Genomic DNA, 18,537 nt, shown 5'->3' with positions numbered 1-18,537 from the left:
TGGCACCACCTCGGGTGGCGGCTACGCACCGCAGGCCCCCGCGGCGCCGGCGACAACCGAGGCGCCCGCAGCCGAAACGGCTGCGCCCGCTGCGTTGTCCGCAGGAGAACTGCAGAACAAACTGAAATTGGTGCTGAACGGTTCGAGTGCGCAGAAAGCCGACGAGCTCGAGGCCGGCACCCGGGGCGTGCCGGTGGGCGAGGGGATCGGAAACACGCTGCGGACGTTCGAGCCCGCGGGTGTGAAGTGGCGGATCGCGGGCCCGGTGACCGTCAACGGAAACACCATGTCCGCCAACCTCATCCTCTCGTCGCCGGGTTTCAACGACGCGACGATGGGCCTGACCTGGGTGTGGAAAGACAACAAGTGGAAGCTGTCGAACACCAGCGCCTGTGAGGTCGCCGGGTACGCGCAGGTTCCGTGCGCGCTGTAGCGCCGCCTGCGTCTGCCGTCGGACCGTGATCGCTAGGGGCGTTCCATGCCAGAAGACCTGATAGCCCGCCGCAAAGAACTGCTCCGCCGAAAGCTCGTCGAGAGCGGCCTCGCATCCGACGTCACCGCTCCGGTTCGCACTCGATCGGCCGGTGAGCGCTCACCGCTGTCGGTGGGGCAACAGCGGCTGTGGTTCCTGCAGACCCGTGACCCTGATGACACCACCCTCAACGTCTGTGTGGCATACCGGTTGTCGGGCCGCTTGGACGTCGACCGGTTGCGGGCAGCGCTATCCGACGTGGTCGGACGCCACGAGATCCTGCGCACCTCGTACGGCGTGGGCGACGATGGGATCCCGTACCAGTCTGCTGCTGCCGAGCACGTCGAGGTGCCCTGGAGTGAACACGACCTGACCGATCTCGCGGAGCAGAGTCGCTCTCGCCGTCTCGAAGTGCTCGCCCGACGTGAGTTCGGGCGGCCGTTCGACCTCGCCCGGGACGTGCTGATGCGGGCGACACTGGCCCGAACCGGCCGCGACGAGTGGGTGTTCGTCCTTGTCGTCCACCACATCTGCTGGGACGACGACTCGTGGGCGGTCTTCTTCGACGACCTGAATGCGGCCTATGACGGGCGATCGGCACACCGGGCGCCAACCCAGTTCCTCGACGTGGCAACCGATCCGGTGGCCCCCGAAGTCGACGACCCGGCGATCGCATACTGGCGCGAATTGCTGAGCCCGGCTCCGGAATGGCTCGAACTGCCCGCGGAGACACCCGGTGTCGCGTCCAAGAACGCAGGCCGTGGTTCCAGCGCGATGTCCTCGGATCTGATCGAGGCGGTGAACGAGCTCGCTCGCGCGGTTTCGACAACGCCGTTCACAGTGTTGCTGGCAGCCTTCGGAGCATTGATCCACCGGTACACCGGTGCGACGGACTTCCTGGTGGCCGTGCCCATCACCGACCGGCGCAAGCCTGGGGCCGACAGGGCGATCGGGTACTTCGGCAACACAGTGTTGGTGCGGACGACCATCGACCCCCGGGCCGCCTTCGAAGACCTCATCGCGGCCACTCGCGACAATGCTCTCGGTGCGTTCGGTCACCAGCATGTCGGCATCGACCGGGTGGTGCGCGAGTTGAACCCGGACCGGTCTGGTGGTGACGGTCTCGAACAGATTGTCCGACTGAGCTTTTCGACGCGCAAGAGCGCTGTCGGGTTCGCGTTCGACGGCGTGACGGCCGAACAGCTCGACCTTGCCGCCTCGGTGACCCAGATGCCTCTCGGGCTGACGGTGGTGCGCGATGACGACGGCGCATCTGTGGAAGCCGAGTACTTCGCGGATGTGCTCGACCACGCGATCGTGGACGACATGCTGGCCGCTTACGGTCGGGTGCTCCACCAGGCTGTCGCGTCGCCCAGCACACGAATCGTCGATCTCGACATCCTGGGGGAGGGGCGAGCGGAGATCATCGAGCGTTCGCACGGTGATCAGGTCGCCGCTGCACCCGCCACGCTGCCGGAGATGTTCGAGAGTCGGGTCAGGGCACATCCGGACCAGCCCGCGATCATCGACGACAATGACACCCTCACCTACGCCGAGCTCAACGCCCGGTCCAACCGTCTGGCCCGCTGGTTCATCTCGCGCGACATCGGACCCGAAGACCTTGTGGCACTGAGTCTTGCCGCGTCGGTGGAGTTCGTCGTGGCATCGGTCGCCGTGCTCAAGGCGGGCGCCGCGTACCTTCCGATAGATCCGTCCTACCCACAGGACCGGATCGACTTCCTCGTCGAGGACGCCAGGCCGCGAATTGTGCTGTCGCAGGCCGATCTGGCGGCTGCTGAGCAGGCAGCCGAGGCCCTGCCCGTCGTCGATCCGGTGGACGCGGACCGGATCCGCCCTCTGCTCCCGGCTGGTCTGGCGTACGTCATCTACACCTCCGGGTCCACCGGCCGGCCCAAAGGTGTCCCGGTACCCCATGCGGCGATCGCGGACCATCTCGCCGGCTTCCATGCCCAATTCGGGATGACCGCCGAGGACCGGCTGGTTCAGACATCGTCGGTCAGCTTCGATGCCTCGCTGTTCGAGGTGTTCTGCACGCTCACTCTCGGGGCCACGCTGGTGATACCCAAACCCGATGGCTTGCAAGATATCCCGTACATGGCGGACCTGTTGGTGCGCCAGGGCGTCACCGTCATGCACATGGTTCCCTCCATGCTGGGGATGTTCCTGTTGCTGCCCGGGGTCAACGAGTGGACCACCCTGCGCCAGATACCCGTGGGTGGAGAAGCGCTGCCCGGTGAGATCGCAGACAAGTTCGGCACGGTGTTCGACGCCCGATTGCGCAACAACTACGGCCCCACCGAAGCGGTTGTCGCGGCCACCCACTACCCGGTCGACGGACCCCAGGGTGTCCGGATCGTGCCGATCGGTGTGCCGAACCGCAATGTGACGGTGTACATCCTCGACGCCGCACTGCAGCTCGTGCCGACCGGAGTGGTCGGCGAGATCTATATCGGCGGAGAGCAACTCGCACGTGGATACCTCGGCCGTCCAGCGCTGACCGCCGAGAGGTTCGTCGCCGATCCGATGTCGCCGGGTGCCCGGCTGTACCGGACGGGCGACCTCGCGCGCTGGAACGTCGACGGCGACATCGAGTTCGTCGGGCGGATCGATGAGCAGGTGAAGATACGCGGCTTCCGGATCGAACTCGGCGAGGTCGAGTCCGCGCTCGCCGGCCACCCTGCGGTCGCGCGTGCTCTGGTCATCGTCACCGACGATCCACGTGTGGGCGCATCGCTGGCGGCTTACCTTGTCGCCGAACGTGATCAGACCATCGAGATCGGGGACGTCCGGGACCACGCTGCGTCGGTGTTGCCGGAATACATGGTGCCGAGCGGCTTTGCCGTGATCGGCGAGATACCACTCACCGCACACGGGAAACTCGATCGCAGAGCACTTCCGGAACCGGTGAGCAGCCGGCCCGCGGAGTCACGTGCACCCACCACCCCGACCGAGATCCGTGTTGCCGCACTGTTCGCGTCCCTGTTCGGCCGCGATGACATCGGTGCGGATGACTCCTTCTTCGAACTCGGCGGACACTCGTTGCTGGCGGCGCGCTTGGTCACGCAGATCCGGACCGAGTTCGGAGTGGACATCGACGTCCGGGCGCCGTTCGACACGCCGACCGTTGCCGGCTTGGCGACGTGGCTGGTGGCCCAGGTGCGCAGTGAGTTCGGCATCGACCTCGACGCCCATGACGATGACGAAGGCGGAGACTGGGATCTCAGCAGCAGTTCGATCGCGGAGGCTTCGGCGTCATCGTCTCTGACCGGCGCACTGCGCCGGCCCGCGATCACTGCTCGCACCGAGGCGCCAGAACACGTGCCCCTGTCGTATTCACAGCTCGCGATGTGGTTCGCCCGTAGCTTCGAAGGGCCCAGTGCGGTCGGGAACATCCCGATGGCGGTGCGGATCGATGGTCCGCTTGATGTGCCTGCCCTGACCGACGCACTGGGCGACGTGATCGCCCGCCACTCGGCTCTGCGGACAACGTTTGTGGAGCGAGAAGGTGTGCCGTATCAGGTTGTCGGACCCGTCGAGCCCGCGGTGTTGCCACTCACGGTGGTGAACGGCACGTCGATCGCCGAGAAGGAAGCGCAGCTGAGTGCAGAACTCGACCGGGTGGCCGGCCATACTTTCGCGATCGAATCCGAACGGCTGATCCGTACGGAGCTGTTCTCACTCGGCGAGAACTCGCATGTGCTGTCGATCTTGGTGCATCACATGGTGATCGACCACTGGTCGTTCAATGTGCTGCTGGCCGACGTGGCCACCGCCTACCGCCACCGCCTCGGTCATCAGTCGGCGCCGTCCTGGTTGCCCCTGCTGATCCAATACAGCGATTACGCGTTGTGGCAACGCGACCTCTTCGAACCAGGCGCGGTGGCGCACGACGTGGGTGATGCGCAGCTCGCGTACTGGCGATCGACGTTGGCGGGCATTCCAGACCACATCACCGTCGCAGCGGACCGTCCTCGGCCCGCAGTGCTCGGAAAGACCGGCGAAATCGTGACTTTTGCGGTGCCCGCAGATCTGCGCGCCAAGTTGCGCGGCGTGGCCGATCGCGCCGGCGTCAGCGAGTTCATGTTGCTGAACTCTGCGGTGGCGACCCTGCTGCACAAACTGGGCGGTGGCGACGACATCACCATCGGTACTCCGGTCGCCGGCCGAACCGACGATGCCACGGCCGACATCGTGGGACTGTTCGCGAACATGGTGGTGTTACGCAACGACTTCAGCGGTGACCCGACGCTGCACGACGTCCTCATCCGGGGGAGAGATGTGGCGCTGGGAGCGTATGCCAACCAGGACGTGCCCATCGAGCGCCTCGTCGAAGCGCTCAACCCGCGCCGCACCCGGTCGCGTAATCCGCTGTTCCAGGTGATGATGCACTTTCGAGATGAGCACAGCCGAGATTCCAGCGGTGTCTCCGGCGCATCGGCACTGACCGACGGAACCACGATCTCGTTGTTGCCGGTGGACTTCGAGACATCGTTCCTCGACCTGAACATCATCTTCGCCTCGCAAGCCGATGGCGGTCTGGCCGCACGCCTCGTGGCGTCGACGGATCTCTACGATCGCGACACCGCCGAAGAGATGGCCCGCCGAATGATCGTCATGCTCGAGCACTTTGCCGACCACGTGGACACCCCGGTGGAGAAGGCGGACGTGCTTCTTGCCGACGAACGCCACCGCCTTCTCGACCAGTGGTGCGATGGAGGACCGCTTGATGTCGAGGCCTTCCGAGCCAGGATGAATGCCCTTCCTGCCGGCAGCGACACAATTGCGATCCGGCGGAGCGACGATGTCCTCGACTATCGTTCCCTCGCCGATGATCTGGCACGCAACGACAACGCGAGTGGCCCGCTGTCCGATGTCGTCGCGGTTGTGCGCGATGCGATGCACAGACAACCGTGTCAGCTTCCGGTTCCGAGCACCGATGCGGTTCGGTTGATCGCTGTTCGTTCCGGCGACCCGGTGATGGTCTCGGAACTCCTCGCCGGATTGTCGGACGGGGCGACCGTGGTGCTGGCCACCGACTCCGAACGAACCGATCCAGCCGCCCTGGCTGCTGTGATCGCCGGGCAGTCGGCGCAGAGGGTTGTCGCTTCACCGGACATGCTCGGCCTGCTCCCGCACTCGGGGGTGTCGATGATGCCGTCGGTGCGGACCTGGGTGGCTGCCTCGGTCAGCACCCAACCATCTCTGGGCGAGACGCTCGGGTCCCTGTCTGCCGGTTCGGTTGCTGAGTACCGTTACACGGCAGGGGATCTCGACGCCATCGTGGTGACCGGCGAGCTGTCCGGTTCCCACTCCGGACGCCCGGTCCCAGGATCGAAGGTATTGGTGCTCGATGCACACCTCGACCCGGTTCCGCCGGGGGTGGTGGGCGACGTTCACGTCCAGGTGGCGGGGTCGGGACGCGTGCGCACCGGTGACAGAGCGAGGTGGGACCGCACCGGTTCGCTTGTCTTCCAGATGCAGTCCGAGGCCACGGTGGCCGGTGGGGTCGTGGGCGTCGCCGGCGGTGGCGAACAGCCCCAGACCGGCACCGAGCGCGCGATCTGCGATGTTCTCGCGGAGTTGCTGGACATCGACGGCGTGGGTCGCGATGACAACTTCTTTGCACTCGGTGGCGACAGCGTCATCTCCATCCAGCTCGCGGGAAAGCTTGCAGCCGAGAACATTCCGCTCACGCCACAGATGATCTTCGATCACCACACGATCGCCGAGGTGGCCGCCGCAGTCGACGAGGCCCGTGCCGTAGCTCCCGGGTCGGATGAGAACCCCGAAGTCGGCCGGCCCGAGGCCCCCGCATCGACCCATGCGCCGATGTCTGTCTCCGGGTTGAGTGACGACGCCCTGGCAGCCCTCACCGCCTCGTGGAAACCGGGTTCATGACCGAGGACGTGGTCAATCGCCCCGCACCCGCCGTCGAGGATGTTCTGGCACTGAGTCCACTGCAGGAGGGCCTGTTCTCACTCGCCGAGATCGCGGGTGACGACCTCGATCTGTACACGATGCAATTCATCGTCGAGATCAGCGGCGATGTGAACACCGAGTTGTTGCGAAGAAGCGTCGAGGTGATCCTCGAGCGCCACCCGAACCTGCGGGTCTCCTTCTGGGACCGCGACATCCCCAAACCCGTACAGATCGTTCCCACCTGGGTCGAACTGCCGTGGGCCGAGCGTTCCGCGACCCCGGACGAGTTCGATTCCATCGCCGGATCCGAGCGGCGACGCAAGTTCGATCTGTCCCAGGGCCCCGCACTGCGTGTGGTGCTGGTGAACTTGCCCGACGACCGCCGGCGACTGCTGATCACCGCGCACCACATCTTGATGGACGGATGGGCCGTCGCGATCTTCTTCCAGGAGATGTTGGCTGTGTACGAGGCGGGCGGCGATGGCAGGTCATTGCCTCTGCCGCGGCCATACCGCGACTACATCGGCTGGCTGGCGGCCCAGGACGATGACTCCGCGTTGGCGAGTTGGGTCGACTACCTCGCGCCGTTACGTGGTCCGGTGATGCTGGCCGAAGGCCGCGGGGCCCAGCCGGATTCGGCCCCCCGGCGCACGAGAGTTCAGCTGAACCGGTCCGACACCACCAGGCTGACATCGTGGGCACGGACCCAGGGTCTGACGGTGAGCACCGTCGTCCAATACGCCTGGGCAGTGGTGTTGGGACGGCTGACCGATCGGCGTGACGTGGTGTTCGGCACCACCATCTCGGGTCGGCCGGACTCCCTGCCGGGCGTCGAGGGCATGATCGGTCTGTTCATCAACACAGTTCCCTCAGTGGTCGTCTTCGAACCCGGCATATCGGTGGCAGAAAGTCTTGCGGCACTGCAGCGAGACTCTGCGCGGATGCGCGATCTCGGCTATCTCGGTCTGTCTGCGGTGCAGCGTGCCGCAGGACACGGCAGTCTCTTCGACACCCTGTTCGTCTTCGAGAACGCCCCGATCGGTGCGGTGACCGACCCTCTCAGCACCAGCGATGGGACGCGGTTTCTGCCCGTGGCGATGGAGAGCCTCGCGCACTACCCACTCACCATCGCGGCATACCTGCAGAACGGTTCCCTGGTGGTGATGGCAGAGGCCATCGACGAGGCCCTTCCGCACCTGCCCGCCGCGCACATCGCCGAGCGGATCCTGCACGTGCTCAGACAGATTCCCGATTCCGGATCTGCCGGTCCCGACACTCTCGACGTGCTGCTACCCGCCGAGCGCACTGCCGTGGAACGCGGTGTCGCCGTCGATGACGTGCCCACCGGCACCATCGCTGCCGCGTTCCTCCGCCAGGCCGCGGTGACCCCGGACGCGACCGCCCTCACCACCACGACCACCCAGTTCACCTATGCCGAATTGCGCGACCGCACACTGCGTGTGGCCCAGGAACTGCGCCACCGTGGAGTCGGTCCGGAAGACGTGGTGGCGATCGCGCTGGAGCGGTCGGCCGAGTCGGTGATCTCGATCCTCGGTGTACTGGCCGCCGGTGCTGCATACGTCCCCGTGGATGTCGCGCTGCCGGCGGCACGGATCGGATCGATTCTGCGACAGTCGAACTCCGCCTTCGTGATCACCAGGTCAGATGTGCTGCACGCGGAGCTCCTGGGCGGTGCCACCACCGTACTGCGGCTCGACGACCCGGCGGTGGTCGATTCGATCGCACGCCGAGAACCCGTGCCGCCGTTGGTGCCGGACGAGTCCCACCTCAGCGCCTATCTCATCTTCACCTCCGGTTCGACCGGTGAACCCAAAGGTGTGATCGGTACGAATGGCGCCGTGCTGAGCTACTTCGCCGACCACCGGGACCGGGTGTACGCGCCCGCGAAGGATCGCCTCGGCCGCCCGTTGCGCATCGCTCACGCGTGGTCGCTCAGTTTCGACGCTTCGTGGCAACCACTGGTCGGTCTGCTCGACGGGCACAGCGTCCATCTGTTCGACTCCGAGGACATGCGTGATGCCGACGCCCTGGTCGAGGGGATCATCGCGCACGGAGTCGACATGATCGACACGTCCCCGTCGATGTTCGGGCAACTCTCGGGTGCCGGCCTGATCCCGGCGAACAGCACACGCACACCGCTGTCGGTGCTGGCACTCGGCGGCGAGGCCATCAGTGCGGCACTGTGGAAACAGTTGCAAGAGTTCGACGATCTGGACGTCTACAACTGCTACGGCCCCACCGAGACCACTGTCGAAGCCGTGGTCGCAACGGTCAAGGATTCACCCACACCCACGGTTGGTCAGGCCGTGGACCGCATGACGGCGCACGTTCTCGATTCTGCGCTACGTCCCGTTCCGCGTGGGGTCGCCGGGGAGCTGTATCTCGCCGGCGAGCAGGTCACCCGCGGTTACGCAGCGCAGCCAGGGATGACCGCCGGCCGGTTTGTTGCCGACCCCACCGGTACCGGGAGGAGGATGTATCGAACCGGGGACCTGGTCCGGCACCTGCCCGACGGCAAGCTGACCTTTCTCGGCCGGGCTGACAGTCAGGTGAAGATCCGGGGATATCGCATCGAGATCGGCGAGATCGAGAGTGCCTTGCGCGGCGTGCCGGGTGTGAGAACGGCTGCGGTGGTGGTGCTTCGACGTGCGGCCGGGGCTACGCTGGTCGGCTTTGTTGTCGGGACATCCATTTCGGATCAACAGGTTCGTGCGTTCCTCGCCGAACGCCTGCCCGCCCATATGCTTCCCGCCCGAGTGCTGATGCTCGAGTCCTTGCCGATGACATCAAACGGCAAGCTGGACAACGACATCTTGACGAATCTGGCGCGCGACGCACTGTCGGCCAGGACAGGAGCCGATGCGCTGCCGTCGACCGACACCGAGCGAGCCCTGTGCACGGCGTTCGCCGAATTGATCGGCGGGCCCCCACCAGGCGTCGACGAGGACTTCTTCGATCTCGGGTTGGACAGCATTGTCGCCATGTCGCTGGTGAACGCGCTCAGACGGTTCGGCGTGCACGTCAGTCCACGAGCGGTTCTGGAGAACCCCTCGGTACGCTCTCTTGCCGCGGCCATCGATAACGGTGAGGTGGCCGTGGTCGACGACGACGGCGAGCACGACGGTCCCGGCGAGGTGGTTGCACTGCCGATCGTCCGATGGATGTACGAGTACGGCCGTTTCCGCCGGTTCACCCAGACAACCCTGATCGCATTGCCTGAGGGTGTGACGGACGGCGACGTGCAGTCGGTGCTGCAAGCGCTGCTCGACCGCCACGACATGCTGCGGTCGAAGCTGTACTCCGATCCGTCCGGCCACCGGCTCGTGACGCGAGAGATCGGGTCGGTGAGCGCGGCGGACATCATCGAGACGGTTGTGGTCGGCGAAGACCCGGGCCGCGCAGTCGAGGACGCCGCCCGGATCGCTGCCGGACGGATCGATCCCGAAGCCGGCGCCATGATGGCCGCTGTTCGACTACAGAACCCGGTCGGTGGAGACGTGTTGCTCCTCGCCATCCACCATCTGGCGACAGATGCGGTGTCCTGGCAGATACTGTTCGGCGACCTCGCCGAGTGCGGACGCATGCTCAGCGAAGGATCGGTGCCCGTTCTGGGACGTGTGTCCACCTCCTATCGACGTTGGACGCACGTGCTCACCGAGCGGAGCGGATCCGAAGACGTTCTTGCGCAGCAGGATTATTGGATCGGTCAACTCGCGGGGCCGGACCAGGAGATCGGGGAGCGGCCGCCCGATCCGGCCGTCGACGACTGGTCGTCCCTGCAGACCACCGACGCACACACCACCACCGAGATCACCGGCCGCGTGCTGGCGAAACTGGCGGGCCAGGACGCCGGGATGCGCGAGTTCCTGCTGACTGCCCTCACCATTGCCGTGACGACATGGCGAACCGTCAACGGGCAGGACAACACCGGCGGTGCTCTGATCGCCCTCGAGGGACACGGCCGCGAAGACGGCGTGGTGGCAGGCGAAGTGGACACCTCTGAGACCGTCGGGTGGTTCACCAGCGTCTTCCCGGTCCGGCTCGGTGCGGGCAAGCCGGTCGACCTCGGCGCGGTCACACGCGCACCGGAAGTCGCAGTTGCCCTGTTGGATTCGGTCACCTCGCATGTCGGCGCCATCCCGCGTCGCGGGATCGACTACGGCTTGCTGCGCCATGTCGAGCGGGTTTCGGGACTCGTGGATCTCGCCGACCCGCAGATCGAGTTCAACTACCTCGGCCGGTTCGATCTGAGTTCGGCCGGAGCGACGGACAACCCCCGACCGTGGTCGGCCATCACCGACCTCGAACTCAACGGTCATCTGCCCACCGCTCCAGAACCCGAGTTGCCGCTCCGGTACGCACTGGACGTGGTCGCAGTGGTCCGGGGCACGGCCGAGGGACCGCAGTTGGTCACCAGTCTGCGCTGGAGTGAGTCGCTGATGAACGCCAGGCAAGCCGACGATCTCGCAGCTATCTGGCAGGAGTCCGTGGCCGCGCTCGCCCGCGCCCTCTGACGTCGGTTCTCGTCCGCGACCGGGCTGTTCGAGTCACCGACGCGGGGAGCCGAGTACCAAACTGCCCATGGCACATTCGGCCATCTCATCGACCCCTGCCAGTTCGGCGAATGCGGCAGTGTCGCAGTAGCCCTGCGCCACCGAGCCCAGGCCCATGTCGGTGGCCACCAGCGACATCGTCTGGGTCAGCACCCCGACATGCTTGAGCATGACTGCGTAAGGAATCTGCTCGTAGGTCCACATCACCCGTCCTACGCGTGCGGCGAAGACGAACAGGATCTGCGGCAGCTGTCCGTCGGCGAGAGTCAGCGACGACGGGGTGAGCAGCCGGCTGATCGCCGGACGGTCGATGGCGGCCACCGGACGCAACGCGTGATCGAATGCGTCGTAGTGGTACATCCCCGCAGCGAGTCCGTGTACCTGTCGCACAACGGGATACACCTCCATCTCGTACAGACCCCCGCCCGACGGGAACGGCTTTGACGGGAACTCCTCGTCCCCGATCAACCGCAGCGTCCGGTTCCGCGCCGTGCGAAAGAGGAACTCTCCGAGTTGCTCGACGGTGGGCGGGGACTGGGCCGCGAAGTCTCGGCACGAGGTGCGGTCCTCGATCGCGGCGGTGAGTGAGTCCCCGGCGACGCGCAGACTGTCCAGGTCAGGGGAAGGCAGGGCGATCGGGTCGGTTGCATAGGCGGTCTTGCGAGCGGGCAGTGGAGGGAACGTGCCGGCCGCCCATTTGGTCGGGCCGAAGCGCCCCCAGTCGCGGGTGCGCACACCGAAAGTGCTCCGGCGATGGAACCACAGTTCGTGCGGACCCCAACTGCGGGTGGCGAAGTCGTCGTGCTCGGATCGCGGGTCGGTGACAAAGCCCGCCCAGCCCAGGTCGTCGGCCAACCTGGACAGGGCATCGGAAGAGAGCTCCCCGGTGGCGGACAGCCCTGTGATGGCCGTGAGCACCCGCCCGTCGTATATCTCGATGTCACACCACGACATCGGATGTTCTGCCACACAACGGTCGTCGATCCGGTGGATCACGGCGAACTTCGAGAGGGTGATCGGTAACCGGCCGGCCTCGGGGGTCGTTCGCGGCGGCGGCGGCGCAAACGGCAGCAGCGAGTACAGGTCAACTCCGCCCGACCGGACGGTGACCGTCAGCAGTCCGGCCGCGACGAGTCGATCGAGCAGAGGGCTGACACGGGTGTCGGCCGGGTCGAGAAGGGTGGGTTCTCGGCCCAGCGCTTTGAGCAGTCGGATCTGTTCGGGTGACAGCCCGGTGAGGCGCTGTTTGTCGGGCAACAACACCGCCACGCCGCCGGGTGCGGTCATGCAGGACGCCCCCGGCCGGAAGGCGTAGACGAACTCCAGGTTACCCACCGAGGGTGGGCTCGCCGCGGTCACTTGGCAGCGGCGTCGAATGCGGGCGTGATCTTGTCGAGGACGTACGGAAGCGACAGCGGCGACGGTTGATTGATGCCGCTGATCTCGGCGACACTGAGCCACGACACGGCTTTGTCCTTGACCGAGGTCAGGTTCTTGTATCCCGGCAGACTTTCCAGGGCGCCCCGCATCTGCGGTGAATTGGCCGTCACCACCAGCAGATCCGAGTTCATCAGGGGCACGTTCTCGGTGGAGATCGGGAAACGCGGTTCGCCGTTCTTCTTGAACGTGTCGAGCAGGCTGGGGGCCATCGCCATACCGAGTGACGAGAACAGGGTGGCCGCACCGTCATTGGGGTCACCGAAGACCTGGATCTGATCATTGGTGAACATGTACGCCAGCGAAAAAGTCTTGCCGTTCAGCCCGGGATGGTCCTGCTTGATCTGGTCGACCTTGGCGTGGACGCCATCGATGATCTCCTTGGCCTTGTCGGGCTGGCGCAGCACGGTGCCCATGAAGGTCACCATGTCCTCCCACGGGTCGACCTGCTGGCCGGTGATCGACGGGATGGTAGGGGCGAGCTTGTTCAGTTTCTCGTAGGTCTCCTGCTGTTCGCCGAAGTTCGTCGACAGGATGAGCTGTGGATCGACGGACGCGACCTGACTGGCGACGTCGCGGGCAGGGTCCACCGACTGCGACGAGGCAAGGCGTTCGCCCACCCACGGCGTGGGTTCCTTGGTGAGCAATTCGACGTTGTCGAGGTAGGCCACCGGCGTCACACCGAACGCGAGGGCAACATCGGTCCACTGGGTACCGAGGGTGACGATCCGTTCCGGCGTGCCGTCGATGGTGACCTGACCCATCGAGGTGTTCACCTGGATGGGACCGCCTGCGGAGTCGTCCTTCTCCTCGGGGGAACTGCACGCGGAGATCAGCAGGATCAAGACGGCGAACACTGCGGTGAGGGCCGGGGCCCCGAGACGGTTGAAGCGGGTGGGCATCTGCACTCTTTCGCTGACGGTCATTTCCAGTAGGCCTGCGACTTGATCGCGGACTTGGGGATCTTGTGTATCGACTTGAGCGACTTGACGATGTCGCGTGTGGTGTGGAACTCGCAGGCAACCCATGCGTATGCCCCTGGACCGCAACTCAACTCGCTCGCGGCCCTGCGCAGGGCCTGCCCCTTGTCTCCCCGATCGAGCCACTGCACAGTTGTGCGGGGAGTGGAGCGCAGCGGTAGATCGCGATCCGAGTCGTGCTGGCACTCGAGCCAGACGCGCACCGGCACGTCGCCGACGACGTCGAGCAACGAGTTGATCGCAGGCAGGGAGGCGGGGTCGCCGAACAGGAGGTACTCGGCTGGGGGCGGTGTGGGGATCTCGAACTTCGAACCCATCACCGACGCGTCGATCTCGTCGCCGGCCACCGCGGAGGTCGCCCAGTCCGATGCCGGGCCGGGGTGGAGCGCGAACTCAATGTCGAAGCGGTCGGCCGCCGGGTCGGGGTCGACGAGGGTGTATCCCCGTTGCTGCACCTTGTCACCGTTCGGGATCCACAGCCGGATCCACTGGGTCGGGTGACTCGGGTGATGTTCCAGCAACCCCCCGGCTGCGAATCCGAGACGGATGTAGCGGTCGGTGATCTGCTGATTGCCTGTCACCGTGAGTCGGTAGTCGTTCGCCCCGAACGCTTTGAGGGCCAAACCGGACAGTCCTCTGGTCATGGGGTGAGCTTAGCCTAAGCTCCCTATGAATCGGGTTGCCGTGTTGTAATGGGCAAATGCAGCCGCACGACGACGATCCGACGCAGGAAATCCGGGCCGTCGAACCGGAATCAGGTGTCAACACGGCGACCGTTCTCGTGGCTGTCGGGGTCTCGGCCGTGGTCGCCGCCCTGATCGTGACCAGCGGGCTCGTCTTGATCCTCATCCTCCACACCCGGTGAACCGCCGTCGGTTGCACAGGGCTGTGTCGCCCCGGTGACGAGTTTGTGTGAGGAGTGGTCGGATGCCGTCGACGACCGTCATGATGGTCACTGCGTCCATGGCGTCCTCCGATGGCGCCGAAGAGCTCAGTGAACGATGATCTCTCGAAGGCGCCGAGCACCGAACTGACAGGATCGAAGTCATGACTGGCCAGACCACCACCGCATCGTCGCTGTACCGCGATTTGACCAGGATCACCCGGGCACTGCGTCAGCGGACCGGCCAGCATTCGCAGCCGCTCAGTGCCTTGTCGGCGATGTGGGTCCTGATGGCCGCCGAGGCGCCGATCCGGCTCTCCGAGCTGGCCGAACGTGAAAACGTCACGGTGCCAACGATGTCGCGGATCGTGACCGCTCTCGAACGGGACGGTCTGGTGGCCAGGACCGCCGACCCGGCCGACGGCCGGGCGAGTCTGCTCGCCCTCAGTGACGCCGGCAACGAACTGGTGAACGGCAGCCGATCGCGTCGTATCCAGGCTTTGGAGAAGGCACTCGACGGACTCGATTCCGCCGAGCGCGAAGTGCTGGGCCGCACCCTGCGCGTGGTCGCCGACGAGTTGGTGGAAGACCGCGACCAGTGACCCGCCCGTCCTAGCCGAGTTCGACGATCACGGGCGCGTGATCGCTGGCGCCCTTGCCCTTTCGTTCCTGGCGGTCGATCTCGGCACCGGTCACCCGAGCGGACAGCGCCGGTGAACAGAGTGCGAAGTCGATGCGCATCCCCTCTTTGCGTGGGAACCGCAACCGTGTGTAGTCCCAGTACGTGTACACCCCCGGGCCAGGTGTGTGGGGGCGTACCACATCGGAGAACCCGGCATCGACCACCGCACGGAACGCCTTGCGCTCGGGCTCGGATGTGTGTGTCTTGTCGGCGAAGAGTGCGGGGTCCCAGACATCGTCGTCGGTGGGGGCGATGTTCCAGTCCCCGGTGAGCGCGATCTGCGCCGTCGGGTCGTCGGCGAGCCACCCCGCCGCGGTATCACGCAGCGCAGCAAGCCATTCCAGCTTGTAGGTGTAGTGGGGGTCGTCGAGGCTGCGGCCATTGGGCACGTAGAGACTCCACACCTGCACCCCACTACACGTGGCACCGATGGCCCGGGCCTCGACCGCGGGATCCACGTCGGCGTCCTTGCTGAACCCCGGTTGGTTGTCGAATGCGGTGCGGACGTCGGTCAGCCCGACCCGCGACGCGATGGCCACGCCGTTCCACTGGTTGTATCCGATCGTGGCGAGGTCATATCCTGCCGCCGCGAACCCCATGGCGGGGAACTGGTCGTCGCTGCACTTGGTCTCCTGCATGGCCAGCACATCGATGTCGGCCCGTTCGAGCCAATCGACGACCCGTTCACTCCGGGCCCGGATGGAGTTGACGTTCCAGGTGGCGATACGCATGCCTCCGAGTTTTTCATACCGGAGGGGTACGCTGAGGACATCGGGACCTATCAGGTTCTCAATCAAGGGATCGCCACATGGCAGACAAATCGCCCCGTCAAGGTATGTCCAAGAAGTCCGGCAAGTCCCTCAAAGAAAAGCGTGCCATCAAGAAAGGCAAGACCGAGTCCGCCCCGGGCGAGACCATCTTCAGCGGCAACAAAAAGCGCTGACTTGCAGAATCTTTCGATCGGCATACTCGCTCACTCGGCAAAAGAAAACGAACGACGGCTACCGATTCATCCTCAGCACTTCCGCAAGATCGAGCCGGGCGTGCGGAGTCGGATCTCGCTGGAGCACGGCTATGGCCGGCATTTCGGGGTGACCGATGCCGACCTGCGCCCGCTGGTCGGCAACATCGGCACCCGTGAGCAGCTCATCGCCGACTGTGACGTGGTGTTGCTCCCCAAGGTCCAGGCTGCGGATCTTCTGGATATGCGTGTGGGACAAACGGTTTGGGGATGGCCGCATTGCGTGCAGGACGAAGCGCTCACGCAGGTCGCAATCGACCGGCGACTGACGCTGATCGCGTTCGAGGCGATGAACCACTGGACTGCCGAGGGCGGGTTTGCGCTGCACGTCTTCCACAAGAACAACGAACTGGCCGGATACAGCTCGGTGCTGCACGCGCTCGAACTGGCAGGCAAGACGGGGGACTACGGCCGCAGGCTCAAGGCGACCGTGATCGGATTCGGCGCCACCGCGCGTGGTGCGGTGACCGCACTGAACGCCCACGGAGTCGACGACGTCACCGTGTTGACGAACCGCGACGTCGCGGCCGTCGGCTCACCCATCCACTCGACCCAGATCGTCCAGCTCGAGCACGGTGAATCGGGCGAGCCCCAGGGCATGTGGGCCGAGTCGGCAGACGGCCGGGTCCCGGTGGCCGAGTTCCTCGCCGGCAACGACATCGTTGTCAACTGCGTCCTGCAGAACACCGACATGCCGTTGACGTTCCTGGACGAATCCGATCTGGCTGGGTTCGCGCCCGGCAGCATCATCGTCGACGTGTCCTGTGACGAGGGAATGGGTTTCAGCTGGGCGCGGCCGACCACCTTCACCGATCCTTCGTTCATGGTCGGCAACAACGTTCTGTACTACGCGGTCGACCACAGTCCGTCATATCTGTGGGACTCGGCCACGTGGGAGATCAGTTCGGCGCTGCTGCCGCATCTCGAGACGATCCTGCAGGGGCCCGCAGCGTGGGACCGTGTCCCGACCGTGTTCCGGGCAATCGAGATCCGTGAGGGTGTCGTCAAGAATCCGAGCATTCTCTCGTTCCAGCACCGGTCCGCCGAATTCCCGCATGCGGTGGAAGCGGCCGAAAGACGAAACACGTACGAAAACTCACGCTAACGGTGCGGTTTCAGTCGCCGGATACCTTGCGGCATGACTGAAACCGTTGCAGGGTCAGAAACCTCCGACTATCTCGAAAAACGTCAACTGCGCAAGGGCACGGCCGGCTGGGTGCTGCTGGCCGGGCTCGGCGTGAGTTATGTGATCTCCGGCGACTACGCCGGCTGGAATGCAGGTCTGCTCGAGGGTGGTTTCGGTGGACTGCTCATCGCCTCGGTCATCATCGCGGCGATGTACCTCGCGATGGTCCTCGGCATGGCCGAGATGTCTTCTGCGTTGCCCGCGGCCGGAGGTGGCTACACCTTCGCCCGTCGGGCGATGGGCCCGTGGGGTGGTTTCGCCACGGGCACGGCCATCCTCATCGAGTACGCCATCGCACCTGCGGCGATCGCCACCTTCATCGGGGGTTACGTCGAATCGCTCGACCTGTTCGGCATCTCCGACGGCTGGTGGGTCTACCTGGCTGTCTACGTGATCTTCATCGGTATCCACCTCGTGGGGGCAGGCGAGGCACTCAAGGCGATGTTTGTCATCACCGCCATTGCACTGGTCGGCCTGGTGATCTTCGGGATAGCCGCGCTCGGCAAGTTCGACGCGGGTCTGCTCACCGACATCGCGCCCGACCCCGACGCCGTAGGGTCGTCCGATTTCATGCCGTTCGGCTACCTGGGCATCTGGTCTGCGCTTCCCTTCGCCATCTGGTTCTTCCTTGCGATCGAAGGTGTTCCGCTTGCGGCGGAGGAGGCCGAGAACCCGGAGAAGAACGTGCCGCGGGGCATCATCGCCGCAATGGGCGTACTGCTCCTGACCTGCGCGCTGGTGTTGTTCCTCGCCACCGGGGCCCTCGGGGCCCAGGGTGTGGGGGAGTCCGCCAACCCGCTGGTCGACGCGCTCGACGGCACCACCGCGACCGTCGTCAACTACATCGGTCTGGCCGGCCTGGTCGCCAGCTTCTTCTCGATCATGTACGCATACTCGCGCCAACTCTTCGCGCTGTCGCGTGCGGGCTACCTGCCGACCGTGTTGTCGGTGACCAACAGCCGCAAGGCGCCCACCTGGGCGCTGATCATCCCGGGTGTCATCGGGTTCGCCCTGACCTTCACCGGCGAGGGTGCGATCCTGCTCAACATGGCGGTGTTCGGGGCGGCGCTGAGCTACGTGTTGATGATGGTGAGCCACATCGTGCTACGCGTTCGCGAGCCCGATATGGAACGGCCGTACAAGACGCCCGGAGGCATCGTCACCACCGGATTCGCGCTGGTCATCGCGGTGGCATCGGTGATCGCCACCTTCCTGGTCGACACCACCGCAGCTTTGTGGTGTCTGGCAGCGTTTGTCGCGTTCATGGCCTATTTTGGCCTGTACAGCCGCAAGCACCTGGTGGCGTCCTCGCCCGACGAGGAGTTCGCACTGCTTGCCGAGGTCGACAAAGAAATGGAATGA

Annotated in this window: 11 protein-coding genes and 1 pseudogene; 8 read left to right on the top strand and 4 right to left on the bottom strand. The window is 65.4% G+C overall.

What is annotated here, in order from left to right; genetic code table 11:
• The 3 genes and pseudogenes from W823_RS58010 to W823_RS35960 form a co-directional block, all read left to right on the top strand.
• Nucleotides 1–433, top strand: a pseudogene (locus W823_RS58010) (hypothetical protein); the annotation flags it as partial.
• 45 nt (nucleotides 434–478) lie between these two features.
• Nucleotides 479–6,391: a non-ribosomal peptide synthetase gene (locus W823_RS35965; protein ID WP_023955509.1), complete on the top strand. Its 5,913-nt coding sequence runs from the start codon at nucleotides 479–481 to the stop codon at nucleotides 6,389–6,391.
• Entirely contained in the window at nucleotides 6,388–10,947 is a 4,560-nt protein-coding gene (locus W823_RS35960; protein ID WP_031331506.1) for a non-ribosomal peptide synthetase, read from the top strand. The genes W823_RS35965 and W823_RS35960 overlap by 4 nt, the downstream gene beginning before the upstream one ends.
• A gap of 33 nt (nucleotides 10,948–10,980) precedes the next feature.
• Here the strand turns inward: W823_RS35960 and W823_RS35955 are convergent, their stop codons facing one another.
• The 3 genes from W823_RS35955 to W823_RS35945 all read right to left on the bottom strand — a co-directional run bounded on the left by W823_RS35955 (nucleotide 10,981) and on the right by W823_RS35945 (nucleotide 14,047).
• Complete coding sequence (locus W823_RS35955; protein ID WP_200866356.1) at nucleotides 10,981–12,273, bottom strand: SagB family peptide dehydrogenase; 1,293 nt, start codon at nucleotides 12,271–12,273, stop codon at nucleotides 10,981–10,983.
• Between the two features lie 68 nt (nucleotides 12,274–12,341).
• A complete protein-coding gene (locus W823_RS35950) occupies nucleotides 12,342–13,325 on the bottom strand; it encodes an ABC transporter substrate-binding protein (protein WP_031331504.1) in 984 nt (327 codons plus the stop codon).
• Nucleotides 13,326–13,345: 20 nt separating this feature from the next.
• Nucleotides 13,346–14,047 carry a siderophore-interacting protein gene (locus tag W823_RS35945; protein ID WP_023955501.1) on the bottom strand — a complete coding sequence of 234 codons (702 nt, stop codon included), beginning with the start codon at nucleotides 14,045–14,047 and terminating at the stop codon, nucleotides 13,346–13,348.
• 56 nt (nucleotides 14,048–14,103) lie between these two features.
• Between W823_RS35945 and W823_RS58005 the strand changes: the two genes are divergently transcribed.
• Both W823_RS58005 and W823_RS35940 read left to right on the top strand, forming a co-directional pair.
• Nucleotides 14,104–14,268, top strand: coding sequence for a hypothetical protein (locus tag W823_RS58005; protein WP_023955499.1), 165 nt, complete (start codon nucleotides 14,104–14,106; stop codon nucleotides 14,266–14,268).
• A gap of 182 nt (nucleotides 14,269–14,450) precedes the next feature.
• Nucleotides 14,451–14,888: a MarR family winged helix-turn-helix transcriptional regulator gene (locus tag W823_RS35940; protein WP_023955497.1), complete on the top strand. Its 438-nt coding sequence runs from the start codon at nucleotides 14,451–14,453 to the stop codon at nucleotides 14,886–14,888.
• A gap of 10 nt (nucleotides 14,889–14,898) precedes the next feature.
• Here the strand turns inward: W823_RS35940 and W823_RS35935 are convergent, their stop codons facing one another.
• On the bottom strand, nucleotides 14,899–15,699 hold the full coding sequence (locus W823_RS35935; RefSeq protein WP_023955495.1) for an exodeoxyribonuclease III: 801 nt from the start codon (nucleotides 15,697–15,699) through the stop codon (nucleotides 14,899–14,901).
• Between the two features lie 77 nt (nucleotides 15,700–15,776).
• Between W823_RS35935 and W823_RS59215 the strand changes: the two genes are divergently transcribed.
• From W823_RS59215 to eat, 3 genes are read left to right on the top strand one after another with little or no spacing between them, the layout of a single operon-like run.
• Nucleotides 15,777–15,911, top strand: a complete 135-nt coding sequence (locus W823_RS59215; RefSeq protein ID WP_023955493.1) for a hypothetical protein — start codon at nucleotides 15,777–15,779, stop codon at nucleotides 15,909–15,911.
• Nucleotide 15,912: 1 nt separating this feature from the next.
• Nucleotides 15,913–17,094, top strand: a complete 1,182-nt coding sequence (locus W823_RS35930) for a N(5)-(carboxyethyl)ornithine synthase (protein WP_023955491.1) — start codon at nucleotides 15,913–15,915, stop codon at nucleotides 17,092–17,094.
• A 33-nt stretch (nucleotides 17,095–17,127) separates the two neighbouring features.
• Entirely contained in the window at nucleotides 17,128–18,537 is a 1,410-nt protein-coding gene (gene eat / locus W823_RS35925) for an ethanolamine permease (RefSeq protein WP_023955489.1), read from the top strand.

Source organism: Williamsia sp. D3 (genome assembly GCF_000506245.1).
GTDB classification, from domain to species: Bacteria; Actinomycetota; Actinomycetes; order Mycobacteriales; family Mycobacteriaceae; genus Williamsia; species Williamsia muralis.
The sequence above is the reverse complement of the archived record's forward strand: the minus strand, read 5'-3'. Positions and strand labels throughout refer to the sequence as shown.

Bases quoted from the DNA above. Each gene is read 5' to 3' on its own strand.
- W823_RS35950 (WP_031331504.1), bottom strand. From the start codon at position 13,325: ATGCCCACCCGCTTCAACCGTCTCGGGGCCCCGGCCCTCACCGCAGTG.
- W823_RS59215 (WP_023955493.1), top strand. From the start codon at position 15,777: ATGGCAGACAAATCGCCCCGTCAAGGTATGTCCAAGAAGTCCGGCAAG.
- W823_RS35960 (WP_031331506.1), top strand. From the start codon at position 6,388: ATGACCGAGGACGTGGTCAATCGCCCCGCACCCGCCGTCGAGGATGTT.
- W823_RS58005 (WP_023955499.1), top strand. From the start codon at position 14,104: ATGCAGCCGCACGACGACGATCCGACGCAGGAAATCCGGGCCGTCGAA.
- W823_RS35940 (WP_023955497.1), top strand. From the start codon at position 14,451: ATGACTGGCCAGACCACCACCGCATCGTCGCTGTACCGCGATTTGACC.
- W823_RS35945 (WP_023955501.1), bottom strand. From the start codon at position 14,047: ATGACCAGAGGACTGTCCGGTTTGGCCCTCAAAGCGTTCGGGGCGAAC.
- W823_RS35955 (WP_200866356.1), bottom strand. From the start codon at position 12,273: ATGACCGCACCCGGCGGCGTGGCGGTGTTGTTGCCCGACAAACAGCGC.
- eat (WP_023955489.1), top strand. From the start codon at position 17,128: ATGACTGAAACCGTTGCAGGGTCAGAAACCTCCGACTATCTCGAAAAA.
- W823_RS35935 (WP_023955495.1), bottom strand. From the start codon at position 15,699: ATGCGTATCGCCACCTGGAACGTCAACTCCATCCGGGCCCGGAGTGAA.
- W823_RS35965 (WP_023955509.1), top strand. From the start codon at position 479: ATGCCAGAAGACCTGATAGCCCGCCGCAAAGAACTGCTCCGCCGAAAG.